The following is a 16,041-nucleotide window of genomic DNA, read 5'->3' as shown; positions in this document are numbered from 1 at the left end:
CGACGGCGATCCAGCCCGTCGACTCCGCCGTCGGCCCCGCTGACGACTACGCCGAGGAGCATCCACGTGGCCCAGTTCGACATGCCGCTGTCCGATCTCGAGAGCTATCTCCCCGAGATCGACGAGCCCGCCGACTTCGACGAGTTCTGGTCGACGACCCTGGCCGAGGCACGCACGTTCGACGAGGCGCCGACCGTGGAGCGGATCGACGCGGGCCTGACCGAGATCCTGGTGGACGACGTCACGTTCCCCGGCTTCGGCGGTCACCCGGTCAAGGCGTGGCTCACGCGCCCCGCGCACGCGGACGGTGACCTGCCCGTCGTGGTCGAGTACAACGGCTACGGCGGCGGGCGGGGCCTGCCGCACGAGCGGATCCAGTGGGCGGCGGCCGGCTACGCGCACCTCATGATGGACACCCGCGGCCAGGGGGCCGGCTGGGGCAGCGGCGGCGAGACGCCGGACCCGGTGGGCCACGGGTCGGCGTACCCGGGCGTCATGACCCGTGGCGTGCTCGACCCGCACGACCACTACTACCGCCGGCTCTTCACCGACGGCGCCCGCGCCGTCGACGCGGTGCGCGCCATCGACGGCCTCGACCCGGCGCGCGTGGCGCTGCACGGAGGCAGCCAGGGCGGCGGCATCACCATCGCGGTAGCGGGCCTGGTGCCCGACGTCGTGGCCGCGATGCCGGACGTGCCGTTCCTCAGCCACTACCGCCGGGCGGTGACGATCACGGACGGCTTCCCGTACGGCGAGATCACGAAGTACCTCTCCGTGTACCGGGACCCGGCGGTGGAGGAGCAGGTCTGGCGCACCTTCTCGTACCTGGACGGGGTGTCGTTCGCCCGGCGGGCCCGTTCGGCCGGGCTGTTCTCGGTGGCGCTCATGGACGGGATCTGCCCGCCGTCGACCGTGTACGCCGCGTTCAACAACTGGGCCATCGCCCCGGCGGAGGCCGTCGTCAAGGAGATCGACGTCTACCCGTACAACGGCCACGAGGGCGGCGGTGCGTACCGGTTCCCGCGCATGGTCCAGTGGCTGGGCAAGATCATCTGACGGCACGCCAGGGCACGGGCGGGAAATTTGCCTGTCATGCCCGGGCGGTAGGCTCCGCAGCGCACGTTCATCCCCGGAGGTTTCCCCGTGCCCGAATACGACCTGCCGCTCGTCGCGGTGGCGCCGGCCGCGCCGCCGGCCACCGACGAACCAGCGAACTTCGACGCGTTCTGGGCGCAGACGTTCGCCGCGCACCGCGACATCGAGGTCGCGCCGGTGCTGTCGGCTGCTTCCGCCCGGGCCCGGGACCTCACGGTCGAGGCGGTGACGTTCGCCGGGTTCGACGGGCACCCCGTGCCGGGTCGGCTCATCACCCCGGCCGGCGCGGGTAGCACGCTGCCCGCCCTGGTCGAGCTGCGGCCCGCCGGCCGCACGGCGAACCGGGACCTCGAGTGGCTCGCGTCGGGCGGGTTCGCGCACCTCGTGGTCGAGCTGCCCCCGGACGACCTCGACGACCCCTACAACCGTGTCGTCTTCACCGACGCCGTGCGGGCGGTGCAGGCGCTGCGGACCCTCGCGAGCATCGACCCGTCACGCGTCGCGGTGCTCGGCAGCGGTCCGGTCGCCGCGGCGGCGGTCGCCGCTGCGGGGCTGCTCCCCGACCTGGCCTGCGCGATGGTCGACGGCGACATCCCCGCGGCGCACAAGGACTCGCTCGTCGCGTTCGCCCGGCGGGCGAGCACGCCGCTCCAGCTCACCCAGGGCGCCGGTGCGCAGGTGCTGCTGGAGGAGTGGGGCGCGGGCGCCGCGCAGGCGCTGGCCGCGATGACGGGTTCCGTCGAGCGGGTGGTCGAGTGCGTGCTGACCACCGAGAGCAACGCCGTGGCGCGCCGCACCCGCTGGATCGCGGCGCACACGCACCTGACCGACGTCTTCGTCCCCCAGGTCGCCTACTGACCCTCCCACGCCGAGACAGAACCGAGGCGGGGCGGGTCAGCGGGTGATCGAGGTGACGATCTGCGTGCCCGGGGCTGGGCCGCTCGCACACCAGACGGCGTCCACGACGTCGGCCGCCGTCCACGCGGCGCCCAGCGCCAGCGCGTGCTGCCGGGAGCGCCCCAGCGCGGCCACCGTGGGACCGGAGCCGGACACGATCACGCCCAGCGCCCCCGACTCGGTGGCGACGTCCAGCACCTCGGCGAGCTCGGGCCGCAGGTCCAGCGCAGGCGCCTGCAGGTCGTTGTGCAGCGCCTTGCCGAGCGCCACGGGGTCCCCGGCCCGGAGCGCGTGCATCAGCTCGGTGTCGTCGGCCGGTGCGACGGCGGGCGTCGACGGGCCGGCCAGCTCGTCGAACCGCCGGAACACGCTGGGCGTCGACAGGCCGACGCGCTGCGTGCCGAAGCACCAGTGGAACTCCCCGCGTGTCATCGCCGGTGTCAGCAGGTCGCCCCGCCCCGTGCCGACGGCGGTGTGCCCAAGGAGCGAGAACGGCACGTCCGCGCCGAGCTCGGCGGCGATCTCCACCAGCTCGGAGCGCGGCACTCCGGCCTCCCAGAGCGTGTCACAGGCCAGGAGCGCGGCAGCCGCGTCGGCGGAGCCGCCGGCCATGCCCCCGGCAACCGGCACGCCCTTGGTGATGTGCAGCGCGACGTCGGCCGCGAGCCCCGTGCGGTCGGCGAGCAGCGCGGCCGCCCGCCAGGCGAGGTTCGTCTCGTCGGTGGGGACGTCGTCCGCCTGCGGGCCGGAGACGGTCAGCGAGATGCCGGCTCCCGGCGCGGCCAGCGTGGCCGTGACCTCCTCGAACAGGGTCACCGCCTGGAAGATGGTCGCCAGCGGGTGGTAGCCGTCGCTCCCGACCGGTCCGACGCGCAACGCGAGATTGACCTTTCCGGGCGCACGGACCCGGACCGACGGCGGCGGCGCCGCGCTCAGCCGCCCGCTCACTCGTCCCCCTCCGCGTTGTCAGACGTAAGGGTCACCGGGGTGACCTGTCGGTCTGACACGTCGGGGAGCTGCTCCGCGATGCGCGCGAACTGCTCGACCACGAGTGTCTCCCCGCGCGCGCCCGGGTCGACGTCCGCGGCACGGAGCGCGGCCTCCGCGGCGACGCCCGAGCCGAACAGCCCGGACAGCGCGGCCCGCAGCGTCTTGCGGCGCTGCGCGAACGCGGCGTCCACGACCTCGAAGACCCGTTCACGTGGCGCGGTGGTCGACGGCGGCTCCCGGCGCTCGAGGTACACGAGCGCGGAGTCGACGTTCGGGGCGGGCCAGAACACGTTGCGCCCGATGGTCCCGGCACGGCGGGCCGAGGCGTACCAGGCGGCCTTCACCGACGGGATGCCGTAGATCTTGGAACCCGGCACGGCTGCGATCCGGTCGGCCACCTCTGCCTGGACCATCACGAGCACGCGCTCCAGCGAGTCGAACCGCTCCAGCATGGTGAGCAGCACGGGGACCGCCACGTTGTACGGGAGGTTCGCCACGAGCGCCGTCGGCGCGGCACCGGGCAGGCTCGTGACGTCCAGCGCGTCGGAGAGCACCACCTCGAAGTCTGCGTCCGGGAACCGGGCCCGCACGGTCTCGGCGATCTGCCCGGCCAGGAGCGGGTCGATCTCGATGGCCACCACCGACGCTCCGGCCTCGACCAGGCCGAGGGTCAGCGAGCCCAGCCCGGGCCCGACCTCGACCACCCGCTCGCCGGGCCTCAGCCCGGCGGCCCGCACGATCTTGCGGACCGTGCCGCCGTCGTGCAGGAAGTTCTGGCCCAGCGTCTTGGTGGGCCGAACGCCCAAACGCCCTGCCAGGTCGCGGATCTCCGCCGGACCGAGCAGGGCGCTTGAGGTTTGGTTCATGCAGGGGAGCCTAACCGGATCAGTACCAACCCACCGACTCCGAGTGGCCCCACGCACCGCACGGCGTGCCGTAGCGGTCCGCGATGTAGCCGAGACCCCACTCGATCTGGGTGGCCGGGTTGGTCGCCCAGTCCGCACCCGCCGAGGCCATCTTGTCGCCCGGCAGCGCCTGCGCGATGCCGTACGCGCCCGACGACGGGTTGGCGGCCAGGTGGTTCCAGCCGGACTCGCGCTCCCACAGGAGGTCGAGGCAGGTCCACTCCTCGCCGGTCCAGCCACGGGCGGCAGCCATCTTCTGGCCGATCTCCCTGGCGGAGCCGGCCGGGACCGGGGTGCTCGACCCGCTGGGCGGGTCGACCTTCGCAGAGGCCTCCTCGACGGGACGCTCCTTGGTGCCCTCGACGACGACGCGGTCCACCGGCTTCCGGGTGACCTCGTTGGAGAGCTCCTTGCGGGAGACGACCTCGCCGTCGACCATACGCACCAGGACGACCCGGGTGCGCACACCCTCCTCGCCCTCGCGCCGGACCAGGTTGTCCTCGTCCTCGTAGCGGTCGTCGTCCTGGACGGTCCTGGTGTCGAAGGCCAGGGCGGCCTTCCTGGTGACCTTCTTGCTCTCGACGCGCTGCACCTGGATGGCGACGTCGGCGCCCGACGCCTCGGCGGACCTCGCGTCCTTGGCGGCGATCGCCTTGTCCTGCGCGAGGGAGGCAACGGGGGCGATGCTCACGAGGTCGTCCCCGTCGAGCTCGACCTCGAGGCCGTCGAGCACCTCGTCGACGCTCGCCGAGTGGTCCTCGACCACGCGGGTGGTGCCGTCGGCGACGACCGCGACGGGGCCGTCGTCGTTCAGGCGGAGCGGGAGGGAGGCACGGTCGCCGGAGCGGGACGCCACCAGCGCGACGTCGCCGCCGCGCTCGGCGAGGGTCGTCAGGGCCTCTCCCGCGTCGGTCACGGTGACCCACACGTCACGCTCGGCGGAGCCGTCGGTCATGGTGACCTGGCGCGCGTAGCGGACGACTACCTGGTCGCCGTCGGAGAGCTTGGCATCGGTTCCGGGGGCGACGACGTCGCGCTCGCCCAGCCGCACACCTTGCGACTCGAGCATGCCCGCGACGGAACCTGCGTAGGTGGTGATGGTCCTGGTGGTGCCGTCGACGTCCAACGTGACGGTCTTCTGTACCTCGGCGAAGGCGACCGATCCGGATGCGACGATCGCGACTGCCGAGAGGCCGGCGACGAGAGGCCAGCGGCGGCGGTGCTTCGAGGGGGTGCCCTGAAGGGCTACAGCCTCGGACTCTGAGTTGATGCTGGGGATGGAGCCAGAACTCTGCTGCTCAAAACGGGGGTTCACTCGTGTCCAGTCGTCGGACGTCCCGGGCACGGGCGGTGAGGCGGGCATCCCGTTTGGGGCGAGATTCCCTACCACGAAGCGGCCGAACAGGCCCTGCGGCTCTTGCGAGCCGTCGTGGTCTCGACCGGCCGATCCGGCGGTCTCACACTGCCCGCGAGGTTCCGCGCCCAGTGCCGCCCTGCCACCGCTGGAGTGCCGTGGAATACACCACGTGACACCCCCGCGCCAGCGAGGACAACCGAAAGTAACTGATTTGTTACCGCTCGGCCAACCATCCTGGTGGGTTGCAACTGTGTTGTCGGTCACTCGTCCAGGACAAGCGTCCAACTCTTGGGAGGCCCCGCACGGGGTCCGCCAGCAGGGCGGCGGCCGGGTCGATCACGGATCTCCGCAGGCCAGGATGGGTGCGGAGGCCGCGGGGCGACGTCGACACGGCCGCCGCCCCGCGCCCTCCGACCGCTAGTCGGAATCCCGCTTCGAGTCCGGCTTCGGCCTGGGATCGGGTTCGGATTTCGGCGTGGGCCTCGGCTCGGGGTCCGAGCCGGACCCCGACTTCGAGTCGGACCGCGAGTCGGACTTTGAGTCGGACTTCGACTTGGGCTTCGGTTCCGGCTTGGGCTTGGGGCGCTCCTTGGTCCCGTACACGATCACCTTGTCAACGGGTGCCCGCCCGACCCAGCTGTTCACCTTCTCCTTGCTGACCACCTTGCCGTCGATCCGGGTGACGTCCCAGGCCGTCACCCGCTTGCCGTCGACACCCGCGGACGCCAGGTACGGCCCCAGGTCCGCGTAGTGGCCAGGATCCGTCGTCGTCGCCGTCTTGTACGGAATCCTGCTGGTGACCTCCTCGATCGTGGCCTTGACCTCCTTGACGAGGACGGTCAGCACCGGCTCGCTCTGCCCGCGCACGTCCCGGTGCAGGACGGATACCCGGTCGTCGCTGTCGACGGCGGCCTCCTGGGCCGCGAGCAGCTCGTCGAGCCGCACGGAGCCGTCGGCCACCCGCCGCACCTCCCCGCCGATCGCCAGGTGGACGGGACCATCCACGTCGAGCGGCATCGGGAGCGTCACCCGGCCCTCGGCCCGTGTCGGGACCAGGACCACCGTGCCGTCCCCTCGCGAGAGCTGGGTCAGCGCCTCGTCGGCGTCGAGGGCCGTCACCCACGCGGTCCGCTGCTTGCCCTCGGCCCACACGGCGACCTTGTGTCCGTAGCGAACGACCACCGTGCCGCCGTCGCGCAGCGCACCGTCGAGGCCGGGTGTCACGGCGTCCCGCCCGGTGACCTCGACACCCTGGGCGGTCAGCAGGTCGGCGACATCGCCCTCGAAGGTCTCGACGGAGGTGATCTTGCCGCCGACGTCGAGCGTGACGGTCTTGTGGGCCGCCCCGTAGACCGCCACACCACCGGCGCCGACGAGGGCGATGGTGGCGAGGCTCACGAGGACCACGATCCCGCGCCGACGCCGGGGCGGCCCGGGCGGAGGTGGTGGTGGCGGCGGAGGGGCCGTCGCGACCCCGGCGCCGTCGGTCGCCACCACCGGCATCGGGCCGGACGGGTGGCCGGGCGGAAGAGTGTCCATCACCTCGGAGCGGGTGTTGGCGATGTCCGCGACGGTCATTCCTGCTGGAAATACCTCGTCCGCCGGCGGCGCCGGGCCGAACTGCGCCGAACCGAAGAAAGGCGAGTCGGAGAAAGGCGCGTCGAACATTTCGGTGACGCCGGCGTCGCCGTCGGCGTCAGAATTGGTGAATTGTTGTCCGGGGCTGCCCTGAGCCGGATGCGGAGATGTCACGCGAGTCCAGTCCTCGAGCGGTCCGGGCACGGAAGACGAGACGGCGCACCTCCCGCGCAGCTCCCGCGCGAGGCACGAGCCCGGCCGACCGATCCGGCGGTCCCTGAGACGGTAACTCCGCCGTTACCGAATGCAAGCCGAAAGCGGCAATACGTTCAGCAAAGAGTCCGGAACGCCGAGCAATATCCCAAATGTCGTTTGGGAGGAACGTGGATCAGTACCAACCGATCTCCACCGAGTGCGCCCACGCACCGCACGGTGTCCCGTAACGCCCGGAGATGTAACCGAGGCCCCACTCGATCTGGGTGGCCGGGTTCGTCAGCCAGTCGCTGCCGACCGTGGCCATCTTGGAGCCCGGGTTCGCCTGCGCGATGCCGTACGCCTCGCTGCTCGGGTTGTCGGCGTTCCAGCGCCAGCCGCTCTCCTTCTGCCAGAGCTGGTCGAGGCACGAGAACTCGTCGGCGCCCCAGCCGCGCTCTGCCGCCATCGCCTGACCCAGCGCCCGGGCGGAGCCGGGATCCACGGGGGCGGTGGCCACGTCCATGGTCCCCACCACCACCTCCTCGTTCACCGGCTTCCGGATGACCTTGCGCTCCACCTCGGTGCGCTCGACCACGGCACCGCCGACGGTCTTCACGGCATACGTCACCCTGACCTGGCCGGCCACACCCGCGGTGCGGATCGACTCGTAGCCCTCCGGAAGGCTCGGGTCCTCGATCGTCTCGGTCTCGAACGGGAGCACCTCCGTCACCGTGCGCGACGACGAGGCGTCGCGGCTGACCATGACGACCATCCCGTCCACCGCCGCGGCGTCGGGCGGTACGGAGGTGACGTCGCCGTCGGACAGCGTGATACCCGCCTCGCTGAACACGCCGCGCACCGTCGACTGGGTGGTGTGGAACTCGAGCACCGAGCCGTCCACGGCGATGTTGACCTGCTTGACCGTCGAGAACCGGACCGGGTCGCGGTCCAGCCGCGCGGTACGGGAGGCGGTGGCGAGCGCGCCGTCGCCGCGCGGCCCCAGCGCCGCCAGCAGCTCGCCGACGGTGCCGGCGGTGGTGCGCAGCGTCATCACCTGGCCGTCGAGCTCGACGGTGACCTCGCGGCTGGTCCGGACGACTACGGTGCCGCCCTGCGCGACGCCGGAGGTGGTGGCGGGCTGTACGACGTCGTCCCGGCCGAGCCGGATGTGCTGCGAGGCGAGGGCCTCACCGACGGTGTCCCCGTAGACGCCCACGGTGTGGAGCTCGCCGTTGTAGTCGATGGTCAGGACGTTCGCGTTGGCGGCGTAGACACCGGTCACAGCGGCGAGCGTGCCGACGACGGCGCCACGGACCACCCAGCGGGCCGCTCTGCTCGCGAGCCACGGCCGTGCGTACCTCACCACGAGCACCAGACCGTAACGGAACAATCTCTCCGGGAAAAGCCGTGCGGGTATGAAATGAAATACCGCATTCTCCGGCTCAGCGCGCCATTCTCACCAATTGCCGTAGACGCGCTCCGAGTTGGCGGTTATGGCGGCGCACAACGTGTCGAGATCCTCCTCGAGATGGGCCGCCATGGCCCGCACGGTGTGGGCCGCCGCGAAGGGGGCGTTCGGCTGCCCCCGGAACGGGTGCGGCGTGAGGTACGGAGCGTCGGTCTCGAGCAGGATCAGCTCCCGCGGCGCCGCCGTCAGGGCGTCCCGCAGGTAGTGGTTCGCCTTGAACGTCACCGGCCCGGCGAACGAGAGGTACCAACCGTTCTCCGCGCAGACGCGGGCCATCTCGGCGTCGCCGCTGAAGCAGTGGAAGACGGTGCGCTCGGGGGCGCCGTCGGCCAGCAGGACCTCGATGACCTGGGCGTGCGCGTCCCGGTCGTGGATCTGCAGGGCGAGGCCCAGCTCCTTGGCCAGGGCGATGTGCGCACGGAAGCTCGCCCGCTGGGCCTGCTCGCCGCGCGGACCCGTGCGGAACAGGTCCATGCCCGTCTCGCCGATCGCCCGGATGCGCTGGTTGCCCTTGGCCAGGTCGGCGATCTCCGCGACGGCGTCGTCGAGGCTCACCGCGTGGTGCTCCTCGGCCTCGGGAACGAGCCCGTCCGGCCCCACCTCGAGCACCCCGGCATGCAGGGTCGCCTCGTTCGGATGGATGGCCACAGCCCCCACCACCCTGGCCTGTTGAGTGCTGGCTATTTGCGCCGTTCCGGGTGCCGAAGACCGCAGATAGCCAGCACTCAACGAGGTGAGGAGGTCGGCGGTCCAGCGGGCCGACGGGAGGTCGCAGCCCACCTGGACCAACCGGTCCACGCCCGCACGCGCCGCTCGGGCCAGGTGGTCGGCCACGGTCGGCGGCCAGGCCTGGCCCGCCGGCTCGCCGTCGGGCGCTGCCTCGGCGAGGACGGCACCGATGTGGTCGAGATGGGTGTGGTTGTCGACGACCGGTACGGGCAGCGGCTCCGGATCGGCCGGAAAGCCGCGCTCCCGCGTGCGCTTCGCCATCTCCGGGTCAGTCCGCCGGCCCGGCGCCGAACCGCTCGCGGAACCCCTCCAGATCCTCGTCGCTGATCTTGGCGAACAGCACCGGCGGCACGGTGAAGCTCGCGCCGGCGGGCACAGCGTCCAGCGACGTCGCCGCCTCGGGTGTGACCCAGGTGGCGGTGTCGTCGTCGAGCGCGAACACCCCGCGCAGCGTCGCCGCGCTCGCCGGGATGAACGGCTCGGAGACCACGGCGTACAGGTGGATCAGGTTCATCGCCGTACGCAGCGTGACGGCGGCCGCGGCCTCGTCCGTCTTGACCTGCTTCCACGGCTCCTTCTCGACCAGGTACGCGTTGCCCGCCGACCACAGGGCGCGCACCGCGTTCGCGGCCTTGCGGTACTGGAGAGCCTCCATGTGCTCCTCGAGCTCGGCCAGGAGCCGGGCGACCTCCGCCCCCAGCTTCGCCTCGGCCTCGCCCGGCTCGCCGCCTTCGGGAACGGTGTTCCCGAACCGCTTGGCGGAGAAGGTCAGGACCCGGTTCACGAAGTTGCCGAGCGTGTCGGCCAGGTCCTTGTTCACCGTCCCGGAGAAGTGCTCCCACGTGAACGAGGAGTCGTCGGACTCGGGCGCGTTCGCGATCAGGAAGTACCGCCAGTAGTCGGCCGGCAGGATCTCCAGGGCGGCGTCGGTGAAGACGCCGCGCTGCTGCGACGTCGAGAACTTGCCGCCGTAGTACGTGAGCCAGCTGAAGCCCTTGACGTAGTCGACCATCTTCCACGGCTCGCGGACGCCGAGCTGCGTCGCCGGGAACATCACCGTGTGGAACGGGACGTTGTCCTTGGCCATGAACTGCGTGTAGCGGACGTCGGCGGCCTCGTACCACCAGGACTTCCAGTCCCGCGTCTCGCCGGCGGCGGCGGCGTCCGCCCACTCCTTGGTGGCGCCGATGTACTCGATCGGGGCGTCGAACCAGACGTAGAAGACCTTGCCCTCGGCGGCGAGCTCCGGCCAGGTGTCGGCCGGGACCGGCACGCCCCACTCCAGGTCACGCGTGATCGCGCGGTCGTGCAGTCCCTCGGCGAGCCACTTGCGCGCGATCGACGTCGACAGGAGCGGCCACTCCTTGCTGTTCTCGTCGATCCACGCCTCGACCTCGCCCTGCAGCTTCGACTGGAGCAGGAACAGGTGCTTGGTCTCCCGCACCTCGAGGTCGGTGGAGCCGCTGATCGCCGAGCGGGGGTTGATCAGGTCGGTCGGGTCCAGCACGCGCGTGCAGTTCTCGCACTGGTCACCGCGCGCCTTGTCGTAGCCGCAGTGCGGGCACGTGCCCTCGACGTAACGGTCGGGCAGGAAGCGCCCGTCGACCGGCGAGTAGACCTGCCGGATAGCGCGCTCCTCGATGAACCCGTTCTCGTGCAGGCGCCGTGCGAAGTGCTGCGTGATCTCGGCGTTCTGCGGCGACGAGCTGCGGCCGAAGTAGTCGAACGTCAGGCCGAAGCCGTCGTAGATCTCCTTCTGCGTCTCGTGCGCCCCCGCGCAGAACTCGGCGACCGGCTGCCCGGCCTTCGCGGCGGCGAGCTCCGCCGGCGTGCCGTGCTCGTCGGTGGCGCAGATGTACAGCACGTCGTGACCGCGTTGCCGCAGGTACCGCGCGTACACGTCGGCCGGGAGCATCGACCCGACCATGTTCCCCAGGTGCTTGATGCCGTTGATGTACGGAAGCGCACTGGTAACAAGGTGGCGAGCCATTGCGGGATGCTCCAATTCGTAAGGAAGGGAAAACCTCCCCAATCCTAGAGCCACGGGCCCAGCGGAATACGCCGTGGCTGTGGTGCCTGGATCACTCCGGCGGAGTCAGCGTGACCCGCAGCAACCGGTCGTCGACCACCCGGCCGTCCTCGGTCATCGGCTCGCCCCTGCCGTCGGTGTTGTTCGTCAGCACGTGGAGCTCGCCGTCCGGCCCCGCGTGAACCGCCCTGAGCCGGCCGAACTCCCCCTCCAGCAGCGCCTGCGGCTCCCCGAAACCGGGGCTCTCGCCGTCCGCCACCGCCGAAGCCTCCCCGAGCAGCGGCACGCGCCACAGGCGCTCGCCCCGCAAGGACGCCAGGTACACGGCCTCCTCGGTCACGGCGATGCCCGACGGCGACGCCTCCGACGTCGGCCACCATGCCACCGGGTCGATGAAGCCGGCCTGGTCGCCCGGGCCCTCGACCTCCGGCCAGCCGTAGTTGCCGCCGGGCTCTATGACGTTCAGCTCGTCGAGCTGGTCCTGGCCGAACTCGCCGGCGAACATCCGCCCGCTGGGGTCCCAGCCGAGGCCCTGCACGTTGCGGTGGCCCATCGACCACACCGGTGAGCCGGCATCCGGGTTGCCGGGCGCCGGCTCGCCGTCGGGCGTGACACGCAGGATCTTGCCTGCCAGCGACTCCGGGTCCTGCGCGTTGGCGGGGTCACCGGCGTCGCCCGTCGCGACGTACAGGTAGCCGTCGGGCCCGAGCGCTATCCGGCCGCCGTTGTGGTTCGAGGCCTTGGGGATGCCGTCGAGCACCGTCGTCAGGTCGCCGAGCGTCAGGTCGTCCAGGTCCAGCTCCGCGCGCAGCACCGCGTTGTCCCGCTCCCCCGTGCGGTACAGGAAGACGGTGAACAGCGGGCCGGCGTCGTCCGGGTCGACCGCGACGCCGAGGAGCCCGCCCTCGCCGTCGGCCACGGTCTGGTCGGCGACCTGCTGCGCGCCCCCGGACCAGGCGAGCGGCTCGACGTCGCCGGTCGGGTGCGCCACGGCGAGCTGGGCGGTGTCACGCATCGTGACGAGGAATCGTCCACCGGGCAGCGGCGCGAGACCCCACGGGACCGGAAGCTCCTCCGCGACCACCTCGACGTCGGCGGTCACCGCGCCATCCCAGGGCTCCGTGCCCGACGTCGCCGCGCTCGCCGAGGCGGTCGGGCTCGGCGACACCACGCCCGGTTCGGGCGAGCCGGTGCAGCCCGCGAGCAGCAGTGCCGCCCCGGCGATCCCGGCCACGGTGAGACGCGATCCAGAGGCACGTCGACCAGCAATGAGATTCACGGACCCATCCAAGCACCGCCCGAGGACGGATGGTCGGCAATTTGTCAGGTGATCGGCATTCCGAGGTGCCGATCATGTGACGAACTACCGACCACCGCCCACCGAGGCCAGTGGCAGAGTGGGGGCATGAGCCTCACCGAGTCCGAGCGCGTACGGCGGGCCCTCGTCGTCGTCGACGTGCAGCCAACGTTCTGCGAGGGTGGCGAGCTCGCCACCGAGGGCGCGAACGAGATAGCGCACCGTGTCGCGGCCTACGCCGCAGCGCACCGCGACCGGTACACCACGGTCGTGACCACGCAGGACTGGCACATCGACCCGGGCGAGCACTTCAGCGACACCCCCGACTTCGTCGACTCCTGGCCGCCCCACGGCATCGCAGGCACGCCCAACGCCGAGCTGCACCCCGCGCTGGCCGACCTCGACCCGGACGTCCGGCTCAAGAAGGGCCAGTACTCGCACGGGTACTCGGGCTTCGAGGGCGCGGACGAGCACGGCCGCACGCTGGCGACGGTCCTGGAGGACGCCGGGATCACCGCCGTCGACGTCGTCGGTCTCGTGGAGTCGCACTGCGTGAAGCACACAGCGCTCGACGCCCGCCGCGCGGGTCTGGCGGCCCGGGTGCTGACCGACCTGACGATCCCCGTGTCGCAGGCGCAGGGCGAGGTCGCGGAGCGGGAGCTCACGGCAGCGGGCGTGGACCTGCGCGACTCCGCAGCCCTCTGATCAGCTGCCCTCTGATCAGCGGCCCGCTGATCAGAGGTGCTGCGGTCAGATCCAGCTCGGTAGCACCATGAGCCGCTGCCAGTAGTCGTAGGGCACCGGCATCGCCGTCCAGATCGGGTAGTAGAGCACGCTCACGCCCACGATCAGCACCACCACCACGGCCGCGAGCCAGCACACGATGCGCCGGTCACCGCTCCTGCGCGGGGTCCGTTCGATCCCCACGGCCAGCAGGGACACGAGGGTCAGGATCACGAACGGCGTGAACACGATCGTGTAGAACGTGAAGATGGTCCGGTCGGCCAGCGGCCACGAGTACTGGAACCAGGGCAGCCAGCCCGCGGCGATCCCCGTCAGGGCGGCGGCGCCGCGCCAGTCGCGGAACCGGATGGCGAGCACCAGCACGATGGGGATCGCGACCGCGCCGAGCCACCACAGCAGCGGGTTGCCGAGCGACGTCACAGCGGTCGCGCAGTCGCTCACGGCGTCGGCTGGGCAGGGGCCCTGACCTGGCGTGTACTTGTCCCAGTAGAACGACGTCGGACGCCACTGCACTATCCAGCCCAGCGGGTGCGACGCGTAGTTGTGGTCCGAGTCCAGGCCCGTGTGGAAGTCCCACATCATGTGGTGGTACTCCCACAGCGACCGCCCGGCCTCCCAGGCGCCCTGCGCCCAGCCCCAGTCGGGCCACCACGTCGGCGGCACGACGCCGTTCACCTCGGCCCAGTTGCGCAGGTACGACTTCGGGTGCGCGAACCACGCGGACCAGGACGCGACATAGACGGCGACGACGGTGGGCAGCATGACCAGGGCAGCCGGGACGGCGTCGACCACCAGCGCGTCCTCCCACCAGCGCTCGACGCCCGCGGTGCGGCGGGCCGTCATGTCCCAGATCACGGTGAGGAGACAGAACGCCGCGACGAAGTAAAGGCCCGACCACTTGACGCCGCACGCGAGGCCCAGCGACACCGCGGCCGCGAGCCGCCAGCCGCGGAAGCCCAGCCGCGGCCCGTACTTCCCGATCGCCCCGCCGGCCTCGACGATCTGCGCCACGCGGTCCGCGAGCCGGCGTCTGGCCCACTCGCGGTCCAGCACCAGGCAGCCGAACGCGACCAGCACCCAGAACATGAGGAACTGGTCGAGCAGGCCGGTGCGCGAGTGCACTATCGCCTCGCCGTCGACCGCGAGCAGCAGGCCGGCGACCAGACCCAGCACGGTGGACGAGAACATGCGCCGGGCGATCCGCACCATCAGCAGCACGGCCAGGATGCCGATCACGGCGCTGGCGATGCGCCAGTGCATCGGGTCCTGGGCCCCGCCCATGAGGCGCATCCCGATGGCGATCATCCACTTGCCGACCGGCGGGTGGACCACGTACTCGGCCTCGTCGGTCTTGTACGAGCTGACGTCGCCCGCCTCGAACGCCGGGTTCGGCTCGTCGGGCCACGCCGCCTCGAAACCGAGGCTGGCCAGCGACCAGCCCTCCTTGACGTAGTAGGTCTCGTCGAAGACCAGCTTGCCGGGGCGGCCGAGCTCCCACAGCCGCGCTCCGGCGGCGATCGCGGTCACCACGAGAGCACCGAGCACGCCCCAGAACCGGTCGTTGACGGTCCGCCCGAGCGCGAGACGGCGCTCGCCCAGCAGGTCGCGCAGGAGCCGGTCGCGCACCGGGGGTTCGGGCTCAGCGGCCCGCTGCCCGACGGCGGGGAACGACCCGGTGCGCGTCATGTTGCCGGCGACCGCTTCACGGCGCATGTGCGCGCCGTACGTTCCGGGCAGAGCCTGCTCCGTTGCGGCGAAATGCGCTTCTGTGGCGTCAGGCTGCTGAGACACCGGGCCAGCATAGAGCGTGGGACCCTGTGGTTCATGACCGAACCGTCCCTGGTTCCCGGGCCAGCGCCCGAGGCCGGCTCCCTCGTCCTGGCCGCCACGCCGATCGGCAACACGGAGGATGCCTCACCGCGACTGATCCGCCTGCTGGCCCAGGCCGACGTCGTGGCCGCGGAGGACACCCGCCGGCTGCACGCCCTGGTCGGCCGGCTCGGGGTCGAGGTGCGCGGCCGGGTGACCAGCTACCACGAGCACAACGAGACGGCACGGGCCGACGAGCTGCTCGACGTGGTCGCCGGGGGCGGCACGGTGGTGGTCGTGACCGACGCCGGGATGCCCTCCGTCTCGGACCCCGGGTACCGGATCGTGGAGCGCGCCGTCGAGCGTGACCTGCGCGTCACCGCGGCACCGGGACCGAGCGCGGTGCTGACGGCGCTGGCGCTCTCCGGCCTGCCGACCGACCGCTTCACCTTCGAGGGCTTCCTGCCGCGCAAGGCCGGCGACCGCGCCCGGACGCTCGGTGCCCTGGCCACCGAGCCCCGCACCATGGTGTTCTTCGAGGCGCCGCACCGGATAGCGGAGACGCTGGCCGCCATGGCCGTCGCGTTCGGTCAGGCCCGGCCCGCCGCCGTCGCGCGTGAGCTCACCAAGACCTACGAGGAGGTGCTGCGCGGCCCGCTGGCCGACCTCGCCGGGCGGGCGGAGGCGGAGCAGCTCCGCGGCGAGATCTGCGTGGTGGTCAGCGGCGCACCCGAGGTGCACGCGAGCGTGGACGACGTGGTGGGCGAGGTCCTGGAACGGGTAGCGGCCGGTGAACGCCTCAAGGCGGCGGTGGCCGAGGTGGCGGAGACGGCAGGCGTCCCGAAGCGGGACCTGTACGCCGCCGCCCTGGCCGCCCGCCCCGCCAAGCCCGCGAAGTAGAGCGTCTGTCCGGACGCTCGCTCTACTTCGCCGACGGCCTGTTGGCGA

Annotated in this window: 13 protein-coding genes; 4 read left to right on the top strand and 9 right to left on the bottom strand. The window is 71.7% G+C overall.

All coding sequences use genetic code 11. From position 1 onward, the window contains the following. Positions 1 to 66: 66 nt before the first annotated feature. The gene (locus ACFWE2_RS12385; RefSeq protein ID WP_377224530.1) at positions 67 to 1,056 is read left to right on the top strand and encodes an acetylxylan esterase; all 990 of its coding nucleotides are present in this window, start codon (positions 67 to 69) and stop codon (positions 1,054 to 1,056) included. A gap of 87 nt (positions 1,057 to 1,143) precedes the next feature. Beyond that, the gene (locus ACFWE2_RS12380) at positions 1,144 to 1,953 is read left to right on the top strand and encodes an acetylxylan esterase (protein ID WP_377224529.1); all 810 of its coding nucleotides are present in this window, start codon (positions 1,144 to 1,146) and stop codon (positions 1,951 to 1,953) included. 36 nt (positions 1,954 to 1,989) lie between these two features. Here the strand turns inward: ACFWE2_RS12380 and ACFWE2_RS12375 are convergent, their stop codons facing one another. From ACFWE2_RS12375 to ACFWE2_RS12340, 8 genes are all read right to left on the bottom strand, one after another. Further along, the gene (locus ACFWE2_RS12375; RefSeq protein ID WP_377224528.1) at positions 1,990 to 2,940 is read right to left on the bottom strand and encodes a 4-(cytidine 5'-diphospho)-2-C-methyl-D-erythritol kinase; all 951 of its coding nucleotides are present in this window, start codon (positions 2,938 to 2,940) and stop codon (positions 1,990 to 1,992) included. Next, complete coding sequence (gene rsmA, locus ACFWE2_RS12370) at positions 2,937 to 3,848, bottom strand: 16S rRNA (adenine(1518)-N(6)/adenine(1519)-N(6))-dimethyltransferase RsmA (RefSeq protein WP_377224527.1); 912 nt, start codon at positions 3,846 to 3,848, stop codon at positions 2,937 to 2,939. The genes ACFWE2_RS12375 and rsmA overlap by 4 nt, the downstream gene beginning before the upstream one ends. A 19-nt stretch (positions 3,849 to 3,867) precedes the next feature. Continuing rightward, the gene (locus ACFWE2_RS12365; RefSeq protein ID WP_377224526.1) at positions 3,868 to 5,013 is read right to left on the bottom strand and encodes a ubiquitin-like domain-containing protein; all 1,146 of its coding nucleotides are present in this window, start codon (positions 5,011 to 5,013) and stop codon (positions 3,868 to 3,870) included. Positions 5,014 to 5,661: 648 nt separating this feature from the next. Beyond that, the gene (locus tag ACFWE2_RS12360) at positions 5,662 to 6,822 is read right to left on the bottom strand and encodes a G5 domain-containing protein (protein WP_377224525.1); all 1,161 of its coding nucleotides are present in this window, start codon (positions 6,820 to 6,822) and stop codon (positions 5,662 to 5,664) included. Between the two features lie 388 nt (positions 6,823 to 7,210). After that, a complete protein-coding gene (locus tag ACFWE2_RS12355) occupies positions 7,211 to 8,380 on the bottom strand; it encodes a ubiquitin-like domain-containing protein (protein WP_377224524.1) in 1,170 nt (389 codons plus the stop codon). A 93-nt stretch (positions 8,381 to 8,473) separates the two neighbouring features. Further along, positions 8,474 to 9,475: a TatD family hydrolase gene (locus ACFWE2_RS12350; RefSeq protein WP_377224523.1), complete on the bottom strand. Its 1,002-nt coding sequence runs from the start codon at positions 9,473 to 9,475 to the stop codon at positions 8,474 to 8,476. Positions 9,476 to 9,482: 7 nt separating this feature from the next. Beyond that, complete coding sequence (metG, locus tag ACFWE2_RS12345) at positions 9,483 to 11,204, bottom strand: methionine--tRNA ligase (protein ID WP_377224522.1); 1,722 nt, start codon at positions 11,202 to 11,204, stop codon at positions 9,483 to 9,485. Positions 11,205 to 11,295: 91 nt separating this feature from the next. Next, entirely contained in the window at positions 11,296 to 12,477 is a 1,182-nt protein-coding gene (locus ACFWE2_RS12340; RefSeq protein ID WP_377224521.1) for a PQQ-dependent sugar dehydrogenase, read from the bottom strand. 171 nt (positions 12,478 to 12,648) lie between these two features. On the opposite strand from ACFWE2_RS12340, the gene ACFWE2_RS12335 reads away from it, so the two are divergent. After that, positions 12,649 to 13,245 carry an isochorismatase family protein gene (locus ACFWE2_RS12335; protein WP_377224520.1) on the top strand — a complete coding sequence of 199 codons (597 nt, stop codon included), beginning with the start codon at positions 12,649 to 12,651 and terminating at the stop codon, positions 13,243 to 13,245. A gap of 45 nt (positions 13,246 to 13,290) precedes the next feature. Here ACFWE2_RS12335 and ACFWE2_RS12330 read toward each other — a convergent pair whose 3' ends face one another. After that, a complete protein-coding gene (locus tag ACFWE2_RS12330) occupies positions 13,291 to 15,075 on the bottom strand; it encodes a dolichyl-phosphate-mannose--protein mannosyltransferase (protein ID WP_377224519.1) in 1,785 nt (594 codons plus the stop codon). A gap of 33 nt (positions 15,076 to 15,108) precedes the next feature. Between ACFWE2_RS12330 and rsmI the strand changes: the two genes are divergently transcribed. Next, positions 15,109 to 15,993, top strand: coding sequence for a 16S rRNA (cytidine(1402)-2'-O)-methyltransferase (gene rsmI / locus ACFWE2_RS12325; protein ID WP_377224518.1), 885 nt, complete (start codon positions 15,109 to 15,111; stop codon positions 15,991 to 15,993). Positions 15,994 to 16,041 lie beyond the last annotated feature (48 nt).

Source organism: Promicromonospora sp. NPDC060271, assembly GCF_042726755.1.
In the GTDB taxonomy this organism is placed as follows: Bacteria; Actinomycetota; Actinomycetes; order Actinomycetales; family Cellulomonadaceae; genus Promicromonospora.
Note: the sequence above shows the minus strand (reverse complement) of the source record. Positions and strands in the feature narration are given on the sequence as shown.

Bases quoted from the DNA above. Each gene is read 5' to 3' on its own strand.
- rsmA (WP_377224527.1), bottom strand. From the start codon at position 3,848: ATGAACCAAACCTCAAGCGCCCTGCTCGGTCCGGCGGAGATCCGCGAC.
- ACFWE2_RS12360 (WP_377224525.1), bottom strand. From the start codon at position 6,822: ATGACCGTCGCGGACATCGCCAACACCCGCTCCGAGGTGATGGACACT.
- rsmI (WP_377224518.1), top strand. From the start codon at position 15,109: ATGACCGAACCGTCCCTGGTTCCCGGGCCAGCGCCCGAGGCCGGCTCC.
- metG (WP_377224522.1), bottom strand. From the start codon at position 11,204: ATGGCTCGCCACCTTGTTACCAGTGCGCTTCCGTACATCAACGGCATC.
- ACFWE2_RS12335 (WP_377224520.1), top strand. From the start codon at position 12,649: ATGAGCCTCACCGAGTCCGAGCGCGTACGGCGGGCCCTCGTCGTCGTC.
- ACFWE2_RS12350 (WP_377224523.1), bottom strand. From the start codon at position 9,475: ATGGCGAAGCGCACGCGGGAGCGCGGCTTTCCGGCCGATCCGGAGCCG.